13 protein-coding genes and 1 tRNA gene are annotated in these 16,927 nt (G+C 40.0%); 7 read left to right on the top strand and 7 right to left on the bottom strand.

Translation table 11 applies throughout. From position 1 onward, the window contains the following. Positions 1-60 precede the first annotated feature (60 nt). Complete coding sequence (locus D1367_RS07750; RefSeq protein ID WP_410477590.1) at positions 61-1,701, bottom strand: purple acid phosphatase family protein; 1,641 nt, start codon at positions 1,699-1,701, stop codon at positions 61-63. A gap of 1,159 nt (positions 1,702-2,860) precedes the next feature. On the opposite strand from D1367_RS07750, the gene D1367_RS07745 reads away from it, so the two are divergent. The 5 genes from D1367_RS07745 (at position 2,861) to D1367_RS07725 (ending at position 11,079) form a co-directional block, all read left to right on the top strand. Then, entirely contained in the window at positions 2,861-5,905 is a 3,045-nt protein-coding gene (locus D1367_RS07745) for an Eco57I restriction-modification methylase domain-containing protein (protein WP_118165407.1), read from the top strand. Positions 5,906-6,253: 348 nt separating this feature from the next. Further along, entirely contained in the window at positions 6,254-6,817 is a 564-nt protein-coding gene (locus D1367_RS07740; protein WP_118165404.1) for a Uma2 family endonuclease, read from the top strand. Between the two features lie 13 nt (positions 6,818-6,830). Continuing rightward, positions 6,831-7,070 carry a hypothetical protein gene (locus tag D1367_RS07735; protein ID WP_118165402.1) on the top strand — a complete coding sequence of 80 codons (240 nt, stop codon included), beginning with the start codon at positions 6,831-6,833 and terminating at the stop codon, positions 7,068-7,070. After that, complete coding sequence (locus tag D1367_RS07730; RefSeq protein WP_118165400.1) at positions 7,058-7,501, top strand: type II toxin-antitoxin system VapC family toxin; 444 nt, start codon at positions 7,058-7,060, stop codon at positions 7,499-7,501. Before D1367_RS07735 ends, D1367_RS07730 begins: the two co-directional genes overlap by 13 nt. Before the next feature lie 203 nt (positions 7,502-7,704). Beyond that, complete coding sequence (locus D1367_RS07725) at positions 7,705-11,079, top strand: helicase-related protein (protein ID WP_118165398.1); 3,375 nt, start codon at positions 7,705-7,707, stop codon at positions 11,077-11,079. A gap of 91 nt (positions 11,080-11,170) precedes the next feature. Here D1367_RS07725 and D1367_RS07720 read toward each other — a convergent pair. From D1367_RS07720 to D1367_RS07705, 4 genes are all read right to left on the bottom strand, one after another. Further along, positions 11,171-11,244: transfer RNA gene (locus tag D1367_RS07720), tRNA-Pro, on the bottom strand. Positions 11,245-11,294: 50 nt separating this feature from the next. Further along, positions 11,295-11,660, bottom strand: a complete 366-nt coding sequence (locus D1367_RS07715; protein WP_118165396.1) for a DUF1818 family protein — start codon at positions 11,658-11,660, stop codon at positions 11,295-11,297. Between the two features lie 63 nt (positions 11,661-11,723). After that, positions 11,724-12,329 (bottom strand): hypothetical protein, encoded by a 606-nt coding sequence (locus D1367_RS07710; RefSeq protein ID WP_118165394.1) that lies wholly within the window; start codon positions 12,327-12,329, stop codon positions 11,724-11,726. Between the two features lie 24 nt (positions 12,330-12,353). Next, positions 12,354-12,590 (bottom strand): DNA-directed RNA polymerase subunit omega, encoded by a 237-nt coding sequence (locus tag D1367_RS07705; RefSeq protein WP_100900204.1) that lies wholly within the window; start codon positions 12,588-12,590, stop codon positions 12,354-12,356. A 157-nt stretch (positions 12,591-12,747) separates the two neighbouring features. On the opposite strand from D1367_RS07705, the gene D1367_RS07700 reads away from it, so the two are divergent. Next, a complete protein-coding gene (locus D1367_RS07700; RefSeq protein ID WP_118165392.1) occupies positions 12,748-13,167 on the top strand; it encodes a fasciclin domain-containing protein in 420 nt (139 codons plus the stop codon). A gap of 84 nt (positions 13,168-13,251) precedes the next feature. Here the strand turns inward: D1367_RS07700 and D1367_RS30590 are convergent, their stop codons facing one another. Together D1367_RS30590 and D1367_RS07695 are read right to left on the bottom strand one after the other, a co-directional pair. After that, positions 13,252-13,401: a hypothetical protein gene (locus D1367_RS30590; RefSeq protein ID WP_181985098.1), complete on the bottom strand. Its 150-nt coding sequence runs from the start codon at positions 13,399-13,401 to the stop codon at positions 13,252-13,254. Positions 13,402-13,430: 29 nt separating this feature from the next. Next, the gene (locus tag D1367_RS07695; RefSeq protein ID WP_118165390.1) at positions 13,431-14,903 is read right to left on the bottom strand and encodes a glycoside hydrolase family 13 protein; all 1,473 of its coding nucleotides are present in this window, start codon (positions 14,901-14,903) and stop codon (positions 13,431-13,433) included. A 273-nt stretch (positions 14,904-15,176) separates the two neighbouring features. Here D1367_RS07695 and D1367_RS07690 point away from each other — a divergent pair, with 273 nt between their 5' ends. Then, positions 15,177-16,904, top strand: a complete 1,728-nt coding sequence (locus D1367_RS07690) for a S8 family serine peptidase (protein WP_118165388.1) — start codon at positions 15,177-15,179, stop codon at positions 16,902-16,904. The last annotated feature ends 23 nt before the right edge of the window (positions 16,905-16,927 follow it).

The raw sequence follows: 16,927 nt of genomic DNA, 5'->3' as shown, positions 1-16,927 counted from the left end.
TTCAAAAATTGACTTTGATAAAGAGTTTTAGCCTTAACCCAAGCGTATTGGTTTATAAGACTATTTCAACTTAAACTCATCAAACTTCAATACTTCCGAATCAGGTTTACGAGTATCAAAACGATAACTACTTATCGTACCCGCCCCCGTATCAAAGATACTAAAAACCGTAATATCATTACTCGAAATATAAGGCATTGCCTTTCCATCTTCACCCAATAAAGGGGAAATTGTTGGCACTATCGGTTCTAACCCATTAGGATCACCAAGCTTAACATAATCCTCTTGATATCCAATTGGCACTTCTCGCTTTCTATCACCCCAAGCAGCGCCATAAGTATTACCTACATTAGATGTTTCTAGAAAGTGCATTCCACTGGGACTAACAAAGCGGTTCCACAAATGGGAATGCCCATAGAATACCAATTGCACATTAGCTGTTTCAAGTATTGGTACAACATCGCGGATAATGTAATCTGCATCTTTCGGGTACTCATAACGCACTGCTTTAATATTATTATCATCCCGTTCAATTATTTGAACTGGTTCTGTATAAGCAGGAACTATATTATCACCCAGAGTATGGGGTGGATGATGGAACATCACAACTTTGTATTTTGCTTGTTTAAACTCAGGGCTATTGAGTTCTGCCTCTAGCCAATTATACTGCTTGCTGCCTTTAGCAATTGGCTCATAAATTACCTGTCCATAACCCCAATCTTCAGGATTATTTAAATCCCTTTCGGCTTCTCGATATCTACCCTTATGCTTTCCATTTAAACTGGGAGTCCGCCACATATTCGTAGCGTACAGTACCACCAAACGCACATCACCAAAACTGACTGCATAATACTTTTTTCCACCCTCTTTACTTTTTGGTAAAGAGAAAATCTCCTCGTAGGTATTAGTATTAAAAGAATTATCTATTAAAGATTTCTCCCGATAGATTCTTTGAGCAACGGCACGGGGAATTGTATCATCAAATTCATCATTTAAACTTCCTGTTCTGGCAAATCGCCCCATCACTTCATGATTGCCAATGCAAGTAAACATGGGTGCATGTTGAATTATTTGTCCACCAGTGTAGGTAGTCTTAACACCGTCGTGTGTCATGTCATATTTAGCACGACCTTGTAGACCGGGAAACAATGCACTACCACTGTTATCATCAAACCATTCTGAGGCGCGATCGCTAACATTCACCAAATCACCGGCAAACCACACCCCATCAACCCGTCCAACCGTTTCTACCACCTTTTGCAGATTTGCTGCCGTCATCGGCTTTAATTGATGGTCAGAGGTGAGTAAAATTTTTAGTGGTGTATCCGCTTTTGGAGTAGCTGCGAGGGTAAAAACATCACTGTTAACAGTTTCGCCGTCTTCTCGCACACTCGTAATGCGATAATTTACCCGCAAACCAGGAGTTAACCCAATCACCTCAGCCTCATGTCGCCAAATATCACGCCAGACGGGTTTTTGATAAACTTGTCCATCTTTGATTTGGTTTGCAACTCTTGACTCCTGGTCTTCACGAGTGCGACTGAGTTTGGTAGTATTTGCCTTAGCAGTTTGTTTAAGATTTTCACCGTAGGTTACTGTGTGATTAACACCAGCAAACTCTGTAAACCAAACTACTTGCACTGAGGTATCAGTTGGCAGTTGTAAAAATGGGTCGGTGAGCAATTGGGGTGCTGATGTCATAATTATTTGCCCAAATGAACGCACACTTAACAGAGTAAAGCATATAACAAGCACAAGCATAGCCACCGAGAAAATTTTACGGCGGCTTTTGCGTCTGAGCATGAGTAACATACCAAATTTTTTAGGTAATACCAATTCACCAAAATCCTGATACATATAGATTTCTTGTAGGGGCATGGCATTGCCATGCCCTTACCAGCATATTTGTATCATTATTAAAGTGAAATGGTATAATTTACCGACTGAACGCAATTTTATTATTACTCGCTTCCCGCTACAAGCTTACCTATAGCGTTTCTCGTTTGTATGCAATACACCCTGACTTCTTGCGTTTTAGGAAAGAAGCTTTAGAATCTTACTCCTCAATGCTAGTAGGGCTAAGGTGTACACACGAGTACTTTCGTTCAGAACACGAGGACTTTCGTTCAGAACACGAGGACTTTCGTTCAGAACACAAGTCTTTTCATTCAGAACACGAGGACTTTCGTTCAGAACACGAGGACTTTCGTTCAGAACACAAGTCTTTTCATTCAGAACACAAGTCTTTTCATTCAGAACACAAGTCTTTTCATTCAGAACACAAGTCTTTTCATTCAGAACACAAGTCTTTTCATTCAGAACACAAGTCTTTTTTGAGCAAATGAAACAGCTTTGCTTTTCAAGAGGGGTTGGGGGATTAAAAGTCTGTGGAACCACTCAAAAATACTTATGTGTACACGGTAGCCCCTAGCTTTAAAATCTTACCCCCCTTCCCTACAAGGGAAGGGGCTGGGGGTTAGGTCTGTATTACACTCAACCCAGAAGCCCTATAGTTTCAGCATGACGCTTTATACTGTCAGCCTCTCCAGCTTTTATAAGGTTTTATACTGATTTTATGTTAATTCAGCGAAATTACTGAACAAAATAACATCCAGGTAAATTAAATTTATATAATTTGTAGCTTTGTTAAAACATACTACTTCTATAAATATCTCATTACAGATTAATTCTTTTTAATTTAGAGGTATAGAACAATTTAAACGCAGCAGATTTGTATCTGATTTGCGGCAATTTTTCATATCTTCAAAAATTTTAAAATCCTGCAAGGTGTAAGCCTCGTGGTGAGAGTTTACTGTGCGGTTTTTGCTAAAAATACACATCTGCCACAAGCTTTATATTTATGCCTGTATTAGAACTGCAAGAGTCTATATTAAATTCACTTCAAAACCTGAAAAGTCTTGATGCACTCAAAAAATTGTTTTGGAGTCAATTAAACTACGAACGAGTAAATAAAGAACTTTCTCGGCGAAAATTGACTGATGTAGTTGCTAATGAACTGATAGATGAACCCTTGTTATTAGCGTCTGGTGGTGCTAATAATGCTTTTCACGTTATTTATGCGCGTTTGAGTTCAGAAGACTTATCAAGACAAGGTGAAAGAAGAGTCATTGATTATCTTTTAAAAGAACATCCTTACGCACTATTTGTATTTTCTAACAAATTGCGATCGCAGTGGCACTTTATCAATGTAAAATATGACAATACCCTGCAAAAACGCAAGCTATTCCGGCGCATTACCGTTGGAGAAGGCGAACAATTACGCACAGCCACAGAAAGAATCAGTCTGTTAGATTTAGAAAAACATCCAAATGCATCACCCTTAGATATTCAGACAATTCATGATGAGGCGTTTGATGTTGAAGCTGTCACCCAAGAATTTTTTAGAGAGTATCGTAAAACCTTTGAGAAAGTCGAAGGATTAATTGAGTGGAACACAGACAAGGAACGTAAACGCTTATTCACCCAAAAGTTATTTAACCGTCTCATGTTCATTGGATTTATCCAGAAAAAAGGTTGGCTAAAATTCCAAGGAAGCATAGATTATCTATCAGCTTTGTGGGAAGCTTATCTAAAAGATGATAGTACATCAAATAAAAACTTTTATAAAGATAGACTTTCTCACCTATTCTTTTTAGGATTGAATAATCCGCAACAATATGATATAGCAAATATTAATAATGGAGGTTTACTGAAAGACCTGATTGGTCATGTACCCTACCTCAACGGTGGTTTATTTGAACAAGATGAAGATGATAAAAATCATGAAATTATAGTTTCAGATGAATGTATAGACAGTATTATTCATAACCTATTTCAACGTTTTGCTTTCACCGTCACCGAGAGTACACCGCTAGATGTAGAGGTAGCAGTTGACCCAGAAATGTTAGGCAAAGTATTCGAGGAACTCGTAACAGGGAGGCATGAATCTGGCAGTTATTATACACCAAAACCGATAGTTTCGTTTATGTGTCGTGAGGCACTAAAGGGATATCTAAAAACCCAGATATTAGGAGAAGTCAGTAATAGTATATCAGAATTTGTAGATGAACATCATCCAGATAATATTAAGAATCCAGAAGCAATTTTAGAAGCATTGCGCCGCGTCAAGTGTTGCGACTTAGCGGCTGGAAGCGGTGCTTATATACTCGGAATGCTTCATGAGTTATTAGATTTGCGTCAATGTTTATTTGCTAACAAAGGTCTAGATTCTAATACTGTATATCAGCGCAAATTAGATATTATTGAAAATAATCTTTACGGTGTAGATATTGACATTTTTGCAGTCAATATTGCTCGGTTAAGGTTGTGGCTATCGCTAGCTGTAGAGTATGAGGGTGATAATCCGCCACCATTACCCAACTTAAAATATAAAATTGAAGCGGGAGATAGTTTGATTGCACCTAGCCCTGCAACAACGGGAGTGATTAGACATGAGTTTATCAGCCAATTTTGTCAGAAAAAAGCTGAGTACATGCGAACTCATGAAGGGGGTAAGAAGCAGAAGTTAGAGCAAGAAATTAATGATTTAAAAACTCAAATTGCACTAATTACTCATGGTAGCACTCAAGTTGCAGGGTTTGATTGGGCGGTAGAGTTTGCAGAAGTATTTGCAGATGGTGGTTTTGATATTCAGGTAGCGAATCCGCCTTATGTAAGACAGGAATTGATTAAACATTTAAAGCCAACACTACAAAAAGTGTATCCGGCTGTTTATACTGGGACGGCTGATTTATATTGTTTCTTTTATGCCCGTGCTTTGCAACTTTTAAAGTCAGGTGGAATGTTAACGTTTATTTCTCCTAACAAGTGGTTTCGCGCTAAGTATGGGGATAAGCTAAAAAAGCACATTGCTGAAACTTGTGATATTCACAGTATTACAGACTTTGGAGAGTTACCAGTTTTTAAAACTGCTGCGACTTTTCCAATGATTTTCATTAGCCAAAATAGTAAAAATGCTAATACTCCAAGTACATTTACACAGGTAAAAACGTTAAATTCGCCATATCCTAACGTACTTGAAGTTATTAGAGAGAATGGACAAAATTTGCCTAATGATGCTTTACAAGGTTCAAACTGGACACTGACAGATAGTAATTCTGCCAATCGACTACGAAAAATGGAAGCGGCAGGAATTCCATTAGATGAGTATGTCAATGGTAAAATTTATTCTGGCATAAAAACAGGCTTTAATAAAGCCTTTCATATTGATGGAGAGACACGAAAAAAATTAATTTTACAAGATCCTAAAAGTGTAGATATTATTAAGCCATTAGCTGTAGGTGATAACGTTCGCAAATGGAAAATTAACTATCAGGATAAATGGCTAATTTTTACTCGAAGAGGTATTGATATAAATACTTATCCAGCTATCAAAGCCTATCTCACCCTGCGGCGAACACAGTTAGAGCCAAAACCTTGTGATTGGCCTGTCTCAAAAGAATGGTTAGGTAGAAAATCAGGTTCTTATAAATGGTATGAAATACAAGATAATATTGCCTATTATGCTGAGTTTAATAAACCTAAAATTATTTTTCCTGATATTGCCAAAGAATCAAGATTTACTCTTGAATTAAAAGGAATTTATGCTGATATGACTGCCTTTATTATTCCTTTAAACGACTTGTATTTACTTGGCATCTTGAACTCTAGCCATGTATGGAACTATCTTTGCCAAATAGCTGCTGTTTTAGGAGATTCAGAAAAAGGTGGACGTGTTCGTCTTAAACGTACATATATAAAGAAAATTCCGATACCAACTGTCTCTAATACAGAACGCGAAGCCATATCTAAACTAGTCCAAAAATGCCTAGATGCAAAAGGCGTTAACTGTGAAAAATGGGAGAAAGAAATAGATGAACGAGTCGCCGCCCTTTATGGACTGTAATAATTTATAATTCACATAGCAGTCCTAAATCATTTGTGAAAGCTTCTCTTTCTTTTCTTGGCGCTCTTGGCATCTTGGCGGTTCGTTAATTTTGAAAACTTAGATAATATTACTCTCAATACTACTCGGTTAAGAATATTCGTAGGTTGGGTTGAGGCTTTGCGAAACCCAACAAACCCGGCTAAATGTTGGGTTTCGTTCCTCAACCCAACCTACATATTTTTATTTTTTAGGCAAAATCTACGCAATATTAGGATTGCTCTAATTAAAATAGGATTGAGAGTTAACTTATTCCAAAACTCCTGATTTCCAACTCCTTCCCTGCGCCTGTGCGTGAGATAAAAAACCATGCAATCCTCTGTAAACTTCCTCACCGTTGAAGAATATCTCAAAGCCGAAGAATCTAGCGAAATTCGCCATGAATATCTCGGTGGACAAATCTTCGCAATGGCGGGTGCTAGCGAAGAACATAATCTCATAGCAGGTAACATCATCGCCTTATTACGTCCTCACCTGCGCGGGAGTTCTTGTCGTGCTTTTGTTTCAGATATGAAAGTCAAAGTTCAGACAAAAAAAGCTGACATATTCTACTATCCCGACATAGTAGTTACCTCCGACCCTCAAGACAATGAAAGATATTTTAAAACCCGTCCTAACTTAATTATAGAAGTGCTATCAGCAAGCACAGAAATAACAGACAGACGAGAAAAACTTCTTAATTACCGAACATTAGAAAACTTGCAAGAATATGTATTAGTTTCTCAAGATGAAATCAAAGTAGAAGTTTATCACCAGGATGCTCAAGGAAATTGGTCAGTGCAAACATTAGGCAAAGGTAATAACCTAGAATTAAACTCAATAGGGTTAACCCTAACAATGGCAGATATTTACGAAGATGTCCTAACTGTATAAGGTTGAAAAAATCATGCAAGCAGCTTTACGCATCACAACTAAAGTTTTACCAGGAAACAAAATAGAAATAGAAATTCCAGAAGCCGAGATTGGTGACAGCGTTGATGTATTTGTGATTTTGCCAGAAAAGCCTAAAATCAAACGGCGTTCTGCAATAGAAATTATAGAAGAAGTTCACGCTAAACGCACACCAAAAACTGCTGAAGAAATAGATAGACAGCTGCAAGAGGAACGTAATTCATGGGACAGCTAATACTTCCCTCTTCTGGCGTTATCTATATAGACACACCAGTACTGATTTATAGCGTAGAGTGGAACCCTGAATATTATTCACTGCTGCAACCGCTATGGTTAAAGTTTCAGACAGGAGAAATTCAAATTATTAGTAGTGAACTCATATTGATGGAAGCTTTAGTTCTCCCTTTGAGAAACAATGATACATTTTTACTCAATGCTTACGAAGAACTGCTGTTGTCGGAAAATATGCAACTAGTTCCTATCAGCCAACCTGTCCTAAGACAAGCTGCAAATCTCCGGGCTAGAACCAATCTTAAAACACCCGATGCTATTCATGCAGCTACAGCCTTATCTGTTAATTGCACCCAATTTATAACCAACGATAAAGGCTTTCGTAATGTTCCAGGTTTACCAGTTATTATCCTCAGCGAAGTTTTAGCATCTTGAACTGTGGATATGCTGCGTTAAATAAATTTTATGTCCTAATTTAAGGTTTATCGCACAGCCTCTGAGATACCTCACCCTGATTTTGCTATGCAAAACCTGTTCCTCTCCTTACTAAGGAGAGGGATGTCCGATAGGACAGGGTGAGGTTTTTCTATACGTTCTGAATCGCTCATAATTTTATTCAACTACTAGTTATAAAACTTATGCCTATACATGATATTATAGATAATCGCAATCAAAAATTAGTAGACCAAATCAACTGCATTCTCGACTCATCATCAGCAGCCCATTTTGCAGTAGGTTACTTTTTCCTTTCTGGCTTCACCGCCATTGCACAACGCCTCACAAACATTAAAGAACTACGCCTACTAATTGGTAACACCAGCAACCGCGAAACCGTCGAACAAATCGCCCAAGGATATCGGCGACTAGAATTAATTGTAGATAAAGTTGAAGCTCAAAAATATCCTAAACATAGTGAAGAAAAACGGATGGCTAACGATACAGCAGCCAATATCCGTTCTAGTATAGAACTAATGGATCAAACAGATGAAGCCGAAACACTGGTAAAAAATCTCGTGCAGATGATTGAAGAAAAACGGCTTCATGTTCGAGTTTACACCAAGGGAACTTTACACGCTAAAGCCTATATTTTTGACTATGGTACTATCTATGACGGCAAAGGTAGAGCCTTAGAACGTACAGAAAAAGGTATTGCTATAGTTGGCTCATCTAATCTTACCCTTTCTGGTATCAGCCATAATACTGAACTCAATGTCATAATTCACGGAAACGATAATCATACAGAATTAACTAACTGGTTTGAAGAATTATGGAACGAGGCGGAAGATTTTAATGAAGCATTGATGCGCGAAATGAAACAATCTTGGGCGGGTTCTCCAGTGCGCCCCTATGATATTTACATGAAAACTCTCTATAGTTTAGTCAAAGATAGATTGGAAGATACCACCCCAAAAGACTTGATTTTAGAAGACGAAATTACTAAACAATTAGCAGATTTTCAAAAAGTCGCTGTTAATAATGCTGTGCAAAATATCCGAGATTATGGCGGCGCTTTCGTCTCTGATGTCGTTGGGTTAGGTAAAAGTTTTATTGGGGCTGCAATTGTCAAACGTTTTGAACAAACAGAACGCGCCCGTCCTTTAATTATTTGTCCTGCACCACTGCTAGAAATGTGGGAACGTTACAATGAAGTCTATCAACTAAATGCCCGTGTTCTATCAATGGGAATGCTAAAAGAAGATGATGAAAGCGGCTTCAAAGTTTTATTAGATGATTTTAAATATAAAGATAGAGATTTTGTATTAATTGACGAAAGCCATAATCTCCGAAATCACACTACTCAAAGATATAAGGTAGTAGAAACATTTTTAGCCACAGGTAAACGTTGTTGCTTATTAACAGCAACTCCCCGCAATAAAAGCGCTTGGGATATCTACTACCAACTAAAACTATTCCATCAAGATGATAAAACAGATTTACCGATAGACCCTCCCGACTTAAAACAATACTTCCAGTTAGTGGAAAAGGGCGAAAAGAAATTACCAGAGTTACTATCTCATATCCTCATTCGTCGTACTCGCAACCATATCTTACGTTTTTACAGCTTTGATGCACAAACCCATCAAAAAGTAGTAGATTCATCTAACTTTCGAGAATACCTTGACGGAACCCGACGCGCTTACGTAATTGTCGGTGGTAAACATCGATTTTTTCCCAAGCGAGAACTAGAAACCATTGAATACAGCATCGAAGACACCTATCAAGGACTTTACCAGGAATTACGTCAATATTTAGGCAAATCTCGCAAGCGTCAACTGGCTAAACCACTAGTCAACGAACTCAGTTATGCTCGTTATGGGTTATGGAATTATGTTTTAAAAGACAAACAAAAACAAGAGCCTTATAACACTTTGCAACGCGCTGGCGCTAACCTGCGAGGACTAATGCGGGTGCTATTATTTAAGCGCTTTGAATCGAGTGTTTATGCCTTTCAAGAAACTATTCAAAAATTATTGATAGTCCATGAAAGGTTTCTAAATGGACTATCTCAAGGGTTTATTCCCGCAGGAGAGGAAGCGCAAATATTACTATCAGCAGATTATAACCAAGCTGAAGAACAAGATTTAATGGATGTTTTACGCCAGGTGTCTGGTAAATATGACTTGGCGGATTTTAATGGAGAGAAATTACAACAGCATATTGAGCATGATATTAACCTACTCAAAAAGATTCAGGCGTTAGTTGAACCAATTACACCTGATAAAGATGCCAAATTACAGACTTTGATAAATTGGTTAGATAAACTTATACTCAAAGATAAAAAGCGGCTGATTTTTACTCAATATGCTGATACTGCTAAATATCTACACGAAAACTTAAACCCGCAAGGTCAGCAAGATGATATTGATGTTATTTATAGCGGAAGTAATAAGAATAAAACTCGTGTAGTTGGCAGATTTGCACCTAAAGCCAATAAAGAATATAAGTTTAAGCCGGGTGAATCTGAAATTAATACACTCATTGCTACCGATGTATTAGCAGAAGGTTTAAACCTCCAAGATGGCGACCTTATTATAAATTATGATTTGCATTGGAACCCTGTAAAACTAATTCAGCGTTTTGGTCGAATTGACAGAATTGGTAGCGATAAAGATGTAATTTATGGATACAATTTTTTACCTGAATTAGGCATTGAACGAAATTTAGGGTTGAAACAAAAGCTCAAAAACAGAATTCAAGAAATTCATGATTCTATTGGTGAAGATGCTGCAATTCTTGACCTTACGGAACAATTAAATGAAGAAGCTATGTATGCTATTTATGAGCAACAGGGTAAACAGTTGAGCCTTTTGGATATAGAAAGTGAAGAAGATTTCTTGGATTTAAATGAAGCTGAAGAAATTCTTAGAAAATTACAAAAAGAAGATTCAGGTGAATTTGAACGGATTGCTAATTTACCGCATGGTATTCGTACAGCTAAATTCTCTATGCAGCAGAAGGGGACATACGTTTTTTGTGAAGCTTCAGACCCCAATCGACCTGAAATTAAAGGCTATCAGCAGTTGTTTTTATTAGACGATGAAGGAAATATAGTTTCTAGGGATATCCCCCGCATTCTGGGTGCAATTAAAGCAGATTCTACTACTCCCAGCTTAAGAGTTCGCAAAGAGCATAACTCTGCTGTGATGCGTGTTAAATGTCAATTTGCAGAAGAGGTGAAGCATCGCCAAGCAGAACGAGAATTTAATCAGCGCTTGACTCAAGGACAACGGTATATTCTCCGTGAACTGAGAATATTTTTTAAATTAATTACAGAGGAAGAAGTAAAAGGTCAAGTCAATATTCTAGAAAAGGCGTTTCGCAGTTCCATAACTCAAGTAATCAACCGAGAGTTAAATATATTGCGACGTAATGGCTTCATCGGCCAGGAATTATTCAATCAATTGGTGCAAATTTACCGTCAACATAATATGCACGAATGGCTGAATAATAATAGTTTGCCTACACTGTCTGTGCCAATCCCGATTATTATTTGTAGTGAAGCTTTGGAATGATTTTGTGCTAAGGATTTGGTATCATTTCGCAGACATGATTGAAAAACCTGCCAATCTTTTGAAAAGACTAGCAGGTATGGCTTATCATCAATCGGAGCGGCGGGATTCGAACCCACGACCTCCACTACCCCAAAGTGGCGCGCTACCAAGCTGCGCTACGCCCCGGTCAGAATTACTATGATACAGCAAAATTTTAGGATAAGCAAGAGGCTAATTTAAAAAACCTTAAGTATCCCAGTAGCTTGCAGCAAATCTGGAACAGCAGAAGCATCCCATTTACCTTCTACACATCGCCCTGTATTCAAGATGAAGCGCAGACTGTAAGCATGAGCATAGCCTTCTACCTCCATCCATAATAAATCGCTTTCGGCTTCACAAGCAATTTTTTCCTCTTCCATTAATTCTGTTGCGAGTTGTTTCATGGTGTCTGCTAGCTGTGCTAGTAAACGGCAAAAATCATTCAACTCGGCTTCGGTTAACTCTATTGCCCAATCATCTGTACCCACTAAACCTTTAAATTGAGGTGCATCGGGGTTCCAACCTATACGCCAGCCATATCCGGTTTTTAGAAGGCGTTCCATAATTAGTTAGGAGTGAGGAGTTAGGAGTTAGGAGTTATTGATTTATAACTCATAACTCTATCGTTACCTGAGTAGTTCGGCACCTCCTCGTTGGGGTGGCTGTGGGGGAGTGGATGTAGTTGGGCTGGGTGTGGTGTTAGGGCTGGGAGATTGGGTATTTTGGGAACTTGGGTTAAATATATTGACTAAGACTTGCACTAGGGCATTTCGTTGGCTGCGGGTGAGACTCTTGATGGCTTTGCGATCGCTTTCCATCGGATTTTCCCGTAATGTTTCATTGCCTGGATAGGTAGTATCATACATAATTTCGTTCGCACCCAGGTAATCAGCTAAAGTCAGCTTCCAATCTAAACGATAAATTGGGGCCCGCCCTTTGGTATAAATGTGATATGTAATCAGGCGACTTACTAAGGTGTTGTTTTCGGCAACTTGACCATTTTCTTTGCTGATATACTTATTTTCTCGTGGTAAATCTGGCAATTGCTGATATACTTCTTGCCAAACATCGCTAGGTGTGATTCTCTGAGAGTATGCAGGTTGGATACTAAATAAATTTCTTATGGATTTGTCCGCCCCTGAACCTAAAGCAATTACACCCACTACCATTAAAGCAGTGAGTGTCTGCCAAGGTTTGAGTAGGGGTTGAATGAACGATAAATGTTTGCTCATCCTACCTTCTTATCAAGCCTTTTTTTATAGTTCGCCAATAATTTCTGGCTGAGTCAATTCATCGGACATTTCGATAATTGCCCTTAGTACTGGCTTCATCATCGCATCTTCATTATTTTCAAAGTCTTCATAACGCCGACGTTTAGCACGATTTGCCACCTGAACCGTAATGCGGTAACGATTTGAGGCTGCACTAATCAACTCCTCAGAACGGTGCATAATCTGAGATTGAGTTGTCTCGAACTTAGAACGCTTTAGCATAATCAGTGGTTCTTGGGGTCATTCCCCAGTGTAGCAGTACTGATAAATCTGCTACTGTCTATTTAATCGCTAGCAACCTCTCTGTTGATAGAGGCTAAGAGCTTTCTAGTCAATATAAGTTACTTATAATACTATCTGACTAAAGTCACACACCCTTATGGCTGACCTTGTGGAAACTGCTATCAACGCGGGAAACTTCAATACGCTGGTAAAGGCTGCTGAAGCTGCAAATTTCATAGAGACTCTAAAAAGTCCTGGTTCTTTCACATTATTTGCACCAACTGACGAAGCCTTTGCCAATCTGCCAGAGGGAACCTTAGAATCGCTACTACAAGATATCCCTAAGCTCCAGAAAATTGTCGCATATCATATCGCTAGTGGGGATGTTCGGTCTGATGATTTGGTACAGATTAATGAGGCAGAGACGCTTGAAGGGTCAATTGTCGCTATTGAATCTGCCAACGGGAAATTTAAGGTAAATAACGCCAATGTCATCAAAACAGACATTTTGACAGACAATGGCGTGATCCACGTTATTGATGCGGTGTTGATGCCTGCAATGGTTGCGGGGAGTTAGGGGATTGGGCATTGGGCAGTTATCAGTTATCAGTTAAGAAAATCGTCTGTGATAACTGTTCACTGATTTGAGTCCCCCCACTCCCTACTCCCCACTCCCTACTCCCCACTCCCTACTCCCCACTCGCAATACTGTTCGGTTAAGACAAGAGACGCGATGAATCGCCGTCTCTACAATAATCAGTCTTTCGTCTTGACGGCGATTTATCGCGGATTTGTGATCTATAATTTTCATCAAAAAACCTTAACCGAACCGTATTGTCCCTACTCCCTACTCCCTACTCCCAGAATGCAGCCACTGCGTGCAGGAACAGTCAATGACAATTGCTGAGTTTCTCCTTGACTATTCCACTCAACTTCAGCAGTTCCATATAACAGTTTGTTGGGTTGAGTCCGCAAACTGACGACATCTGTATTGGCTGTTGCCGAACTTGTGCCAGCGTTGACGGCAATTATTAATTCCTCTGTCCCTAAAGTTCGCGCAAAGATATAAATTTGTCCTTGAGCATGGAGAACTTGGTAATCACCTGTACGCAAGGCTGGGTATGTGTGGCGCAGGGCAATTAATTGACGATGAGTATTGAAAATTTCTTGATTCCAGTTACTCTCTAAAGGAAAACTACGACGTGAGTCTGGATCTATTGCACCAGGTAAACCAACTTCATCACCATAGTAAATGCTGGGCGCACCGGGAAAGGTGAGTAACAGTAAAGTTGATAATTCTATACTACCTATATCACCGCCTGCAATGGTCATCAATCGGGCTGTATCGTGACTTGCAAGCAAATTCAGTTGAGTTAGCTGAATTTCCCAAGGGTAAAGTTGCAGTACTTCTTGAATTTTGGTGGCGTACTCGGTGGCAAATAAGGGTGGGTAGGGTTGATAGTCGCGGCTTTGGACTTGTTCTAAGACTACGCGATCGCCTGCTGCAAAGGCAATTGTCGGCCCTGCAAATAGATAATTCATCACGCCGTCAAATTGTGTTCCATCCAACCACTCGCGGGAATCTCCCCACACTTCGCCGACAATGTAAGCTTCGGGATTGACTGCCTTGACGCGATCGCGGAATTCCTGCCAAAATCCAGGTGTTTTTATTTCAAATGGTACATCTAATCGCCAACCATCAATGCCGAATTTAATCCAATATTCGGCAATTTCCATAATATATTCCCGCACTTCTGGGTTGTCGTGGTTAAATTCTGGTAAAGCACGATTTCCTGCCCAACCCACGTAATTTGCAGGTAATTCTCCATTGTATGCTGAAAGGGGCCAGCCTTCAATTTTGAACCAATTTACCCAAGGCGAATGTGGCCCATTCTCTAAAACGTCGTGGAAGAAGAAAAAACCCCGGCTGGAATGGTTAAATACGCCATCTAGAACAACTTTGATATTCCGTTGATGGGCTGCATCAAGCAATTCCTTAAAAGCCGCATTGCCGCCTAGCATGGGGTCAACTTGATAATAATCGTGGGTATGATAGCGATGATTGCTGGCGGATTGAAAAATGGGTGTAAAGTAAATCGCGTTAATTCCCAAATCCTGGATGTAGTCTAAACCCTCCATGATGCCCCATAAGTCGCCGCCTTTATAGCCCTGGAGTGTTGGCATAGAGTCCCAATCTTCCCAACGGGCTTCCTGCAATAGCCGTTTGCGCGGCTGTTTGCTTCTGGCAAAGCGGTCTGGAAAGATTTGGTAGAAAACCGCGTGCTTTACCCAGTCTGGTGTTTGAATTTGCATGGATAACTCTTTGTAGCTTTAGAAGCGATCGTTGCAAATCTTAGCTTCTTTATGGCTCTTACTTATGATAGAGAATTGGGAATTGGGCATGGGGCATTGGGAAAACTGTTCCCCATTTGTTATCTACTATGTTTTCTGAGCAAATGTTATCACTATAGCAATCCTGAATTATTCGTGAGAAACAAGATCCCCGACTTCTTAGAGAAGTCGGGGATCTGCGGCTTGCACTAATTCTGGGCTTCTAGCTCCCAATAAATTTAATTTGAGGTAAAAATGAGGCACGAAAAACTTTCTCCCGGATTACTTTTGGCATTTCAAGACTATCAAAATGAAGGAGATCAAGCTTTAGTTACACACAAGCGATCGCTTGGCATCATTGCCCACAAAAGCCCAGTCAAGCCCACTAAGAGCGTCGTTTTTATCTACTGCGACCATGATGCAGACTTAAGTTATCTATCACAATATAATATTGAAGTCAATCAAAACTCTGGGAGTGTGCGGACGGCTTTTTTACCGATAGAGAGTTTAAAAGTCTTATCTGAAGAAGATATCATCCAACGCATTAAGCCATCACGCAAACTTCATTTGAAGATGGACACTGCACTAGGAACAGTCAAATTGCCGGAGTTCCAGAATAAAACGGGACTGACTGGTAAAGGAGTAATCATCGGCATTATAGACAGTGGCATTGATCCGAAACACCCCGCCTTTGCTGGACGAATTTTACACATTTGGGATCAAACACTGCCAGGGCCAGGAGTGACGGAAGGCCGCTATGGGGCTGAATTGACGGGAGCGCAACTAACAATTTCTCAGGATACTGGGGGTCATGGTACTCACGTTGCGGGAATTGCTGCCGGTGCTGATGCTAGCTATGGCGGTGTCGCACCAGAAGCGGAATTAGTTATCGTCAGGTCAGATTTACAGGATGCCCACATTGCTGATTCTGTGCGTTACATTTTCCGAGTTGCTAGAGAATTGGGACGCCCAGCAGTGGTAAATCTCAGCTTGGGTGGACATGCTGACGCCCATGATGGTAGTGATTCTTTATCCAAAGTTATTGATGCCGAAACTGGCCCTGGAAAAATTGTTTGCTGTGCTGCGGGTAACGAAGGGAACGATAACATTCATGGTCAAGCGACGATACCCAGTGGACGCACTTGTGGTATGCGCTTTAATGTCCCTTTGAATCAAATAGACATAGTTTGGTTAAACGGTTGGTATTCCAAAGACAGCGAATTGGAAGTGTCGCTGCGGAGTCCTAACGGTTTTGTTACCCCTTTCCAAAAAATAATTACTGAGGGTAATGCCGCACAAGATTATCAGTTACCAGATGCACGGGTGCAATTAGCGACACCAGCGCCAGATAAAGCCAACGGCGACCATAATTTCTTTGTGCAAATACGCGGTATTGACCCCTCGCCAGTCATGGGAGGTATTTGGCAACTGCGAGTCCGTAACTGTTCTTCAACTGACACATGTTTGAATGTGTGGACACTAGATGATACTTCATCAGTGTTTTTTACAGGTAAAAGTGTGAAGGATGCGGTAAAAATTGGTTCGCCGGGAGCCGCCAGCAGTGCAATTACAGTTGCTGCCTATACTACTAAAACCAAGTACACAGATATTGATAATAAAGAGCAAGAAATGGGGTTAGAATTGCATACTATTTCGGAGTTCAGTAGTGAAGGGCCGCTACGGAATAATGGACACAAGCCGGATGTAGCAGCACCCGGAGCAATGATTATTTCCACCCTTTCCGCCGATGCAAATTTTGACCGCTCATCGATGATTAATTCCAAGTTTGTGGTACGGGCTGGTACGAGTATGGCGACACCGTTTGTTAGTGGGTTAGTGGCACTACTGTTGCAGCGCGATCATACACTTGATCCGGCTGGTGTGAAAGACTTGCTCCGTAAAAATAGTGCTATTCCTGGAAAACCCCCAGGCACATTTGATGAAAAATGGGGTTATGGAGTGATTAACGCAGCTAATTTGTAATTAGACTGAGAAAGGTAGATATT

The organism is Nostoc sphaeroides (genome assembly GCF_003443655.1).
In the GTDB taxonomy this organism is placed as follows: domain Bacteria; phylum Cyanobacteriota; class Cyanobacteriia; order Cyanobacteriales; family Nostocaceae; genus Nostoc; species Nostoc sphaeroides.
This window is presented reverse-complemented; position numbering and strand designations above follow the sequence as displayed.

What these genes read in the sequence shown, in the direction of transcription:
- D1367_RS07735 (WP_118165402.1), top strand. Translation starts at nt 6,831, where the DNA reads ATGCAAGCAGCTTTACGCATCACAACTAAAGTTTTACCAGGAAACAAA.
- D1367_RS07745 (WP_118165407.1), top strand. Translation starts at nt 2,861, where the DNA reads ATGCCTGTATTAGAACTGCAAGAGTCTATATTAAATTCACTTCAAAAC.
- D1367_RS07725 (WP_118165398.1), top strand. Translation starts at nt 7,705, where the DNA reads ATGCCTATACATGATATTATAGATAATCGCAATCAAAAATTAGTAGAC.
- D1367_RS07700 (WP_118165392.1), top strand. Translation starts at nt 12,748, where the DNA reads ATGGCTGACCTTGTGGAAACTGCTATCAACGCGGGAAACTTCAATACG.
- D1367_RS07695 (WP_118165390.1), bottom strand. Translation starts at nt 14,903, where the DNA reads ATGCAAATTCAAACACCAGACTGGGTAAAGCACGCGGTTTTCTACCAA.
- D1367_RS07740 (WP_118165404.1), top strand. Translation starts at nt 6,254, where the DNA reads ATGCAATCCTCTGTAAACTTCCTCACCGTTGAAGAATATCTCAAAGCC.
- D1367_RS07750 (WP_410477590.1), bottom strand. Translation starts at nt 1,701, where the DNA reads ATGACATCAGCACCCCAATTGCTCACCGACCCATTTTTACAACTGCCA.
- D1367_RS07690 (WP_118165388.1), top strand. Translation starts at nt 15,177, where the DNA reads ATGAGGCACGAAAAACTTTCTCCCGGATTACTTTTGGCATTTCAAGAC.
- D1367_RS30590 (WP_181985098.1), bottom strand. Translation starts at nt 13,401, where the DNA reads ATGAAAATTATAGATCACAAATCCGCGATAAATCGCCGTCAAGACGAA.
- D1367_RS07710 (WP_118165394.1), bottom strand. Translation starts at nt 12,329, where the DNA reads ATGAGCAAACATTTATCGTTCATTCAACCCCTACTCAAACCTTGGCAG.
- D1367_RS07715 (WP_118165396.1), bottom strand. Translation starts at nt 11,660, where the DNA reads ATGGAACGCCTTCTAAAAACCGGATATGGCTGGCGTATAGGTTGGAAC.
- D1367_RS07705 (WP_100900204.1), bottom strand. Translation starts at nt 12,590, where the DNA reads ATGCTAAAGCGTTCTAAGTTCGAGACAACTCAATCTCAGATTATGCAC.
- D1367_RS07730 (WP_118165400.1), top strand. Translation starts at nt 7,058, where the DNA reads ATGGGACAGCTAATACTTCCCTCTTCTGGCGTTATCTATATAGACACA.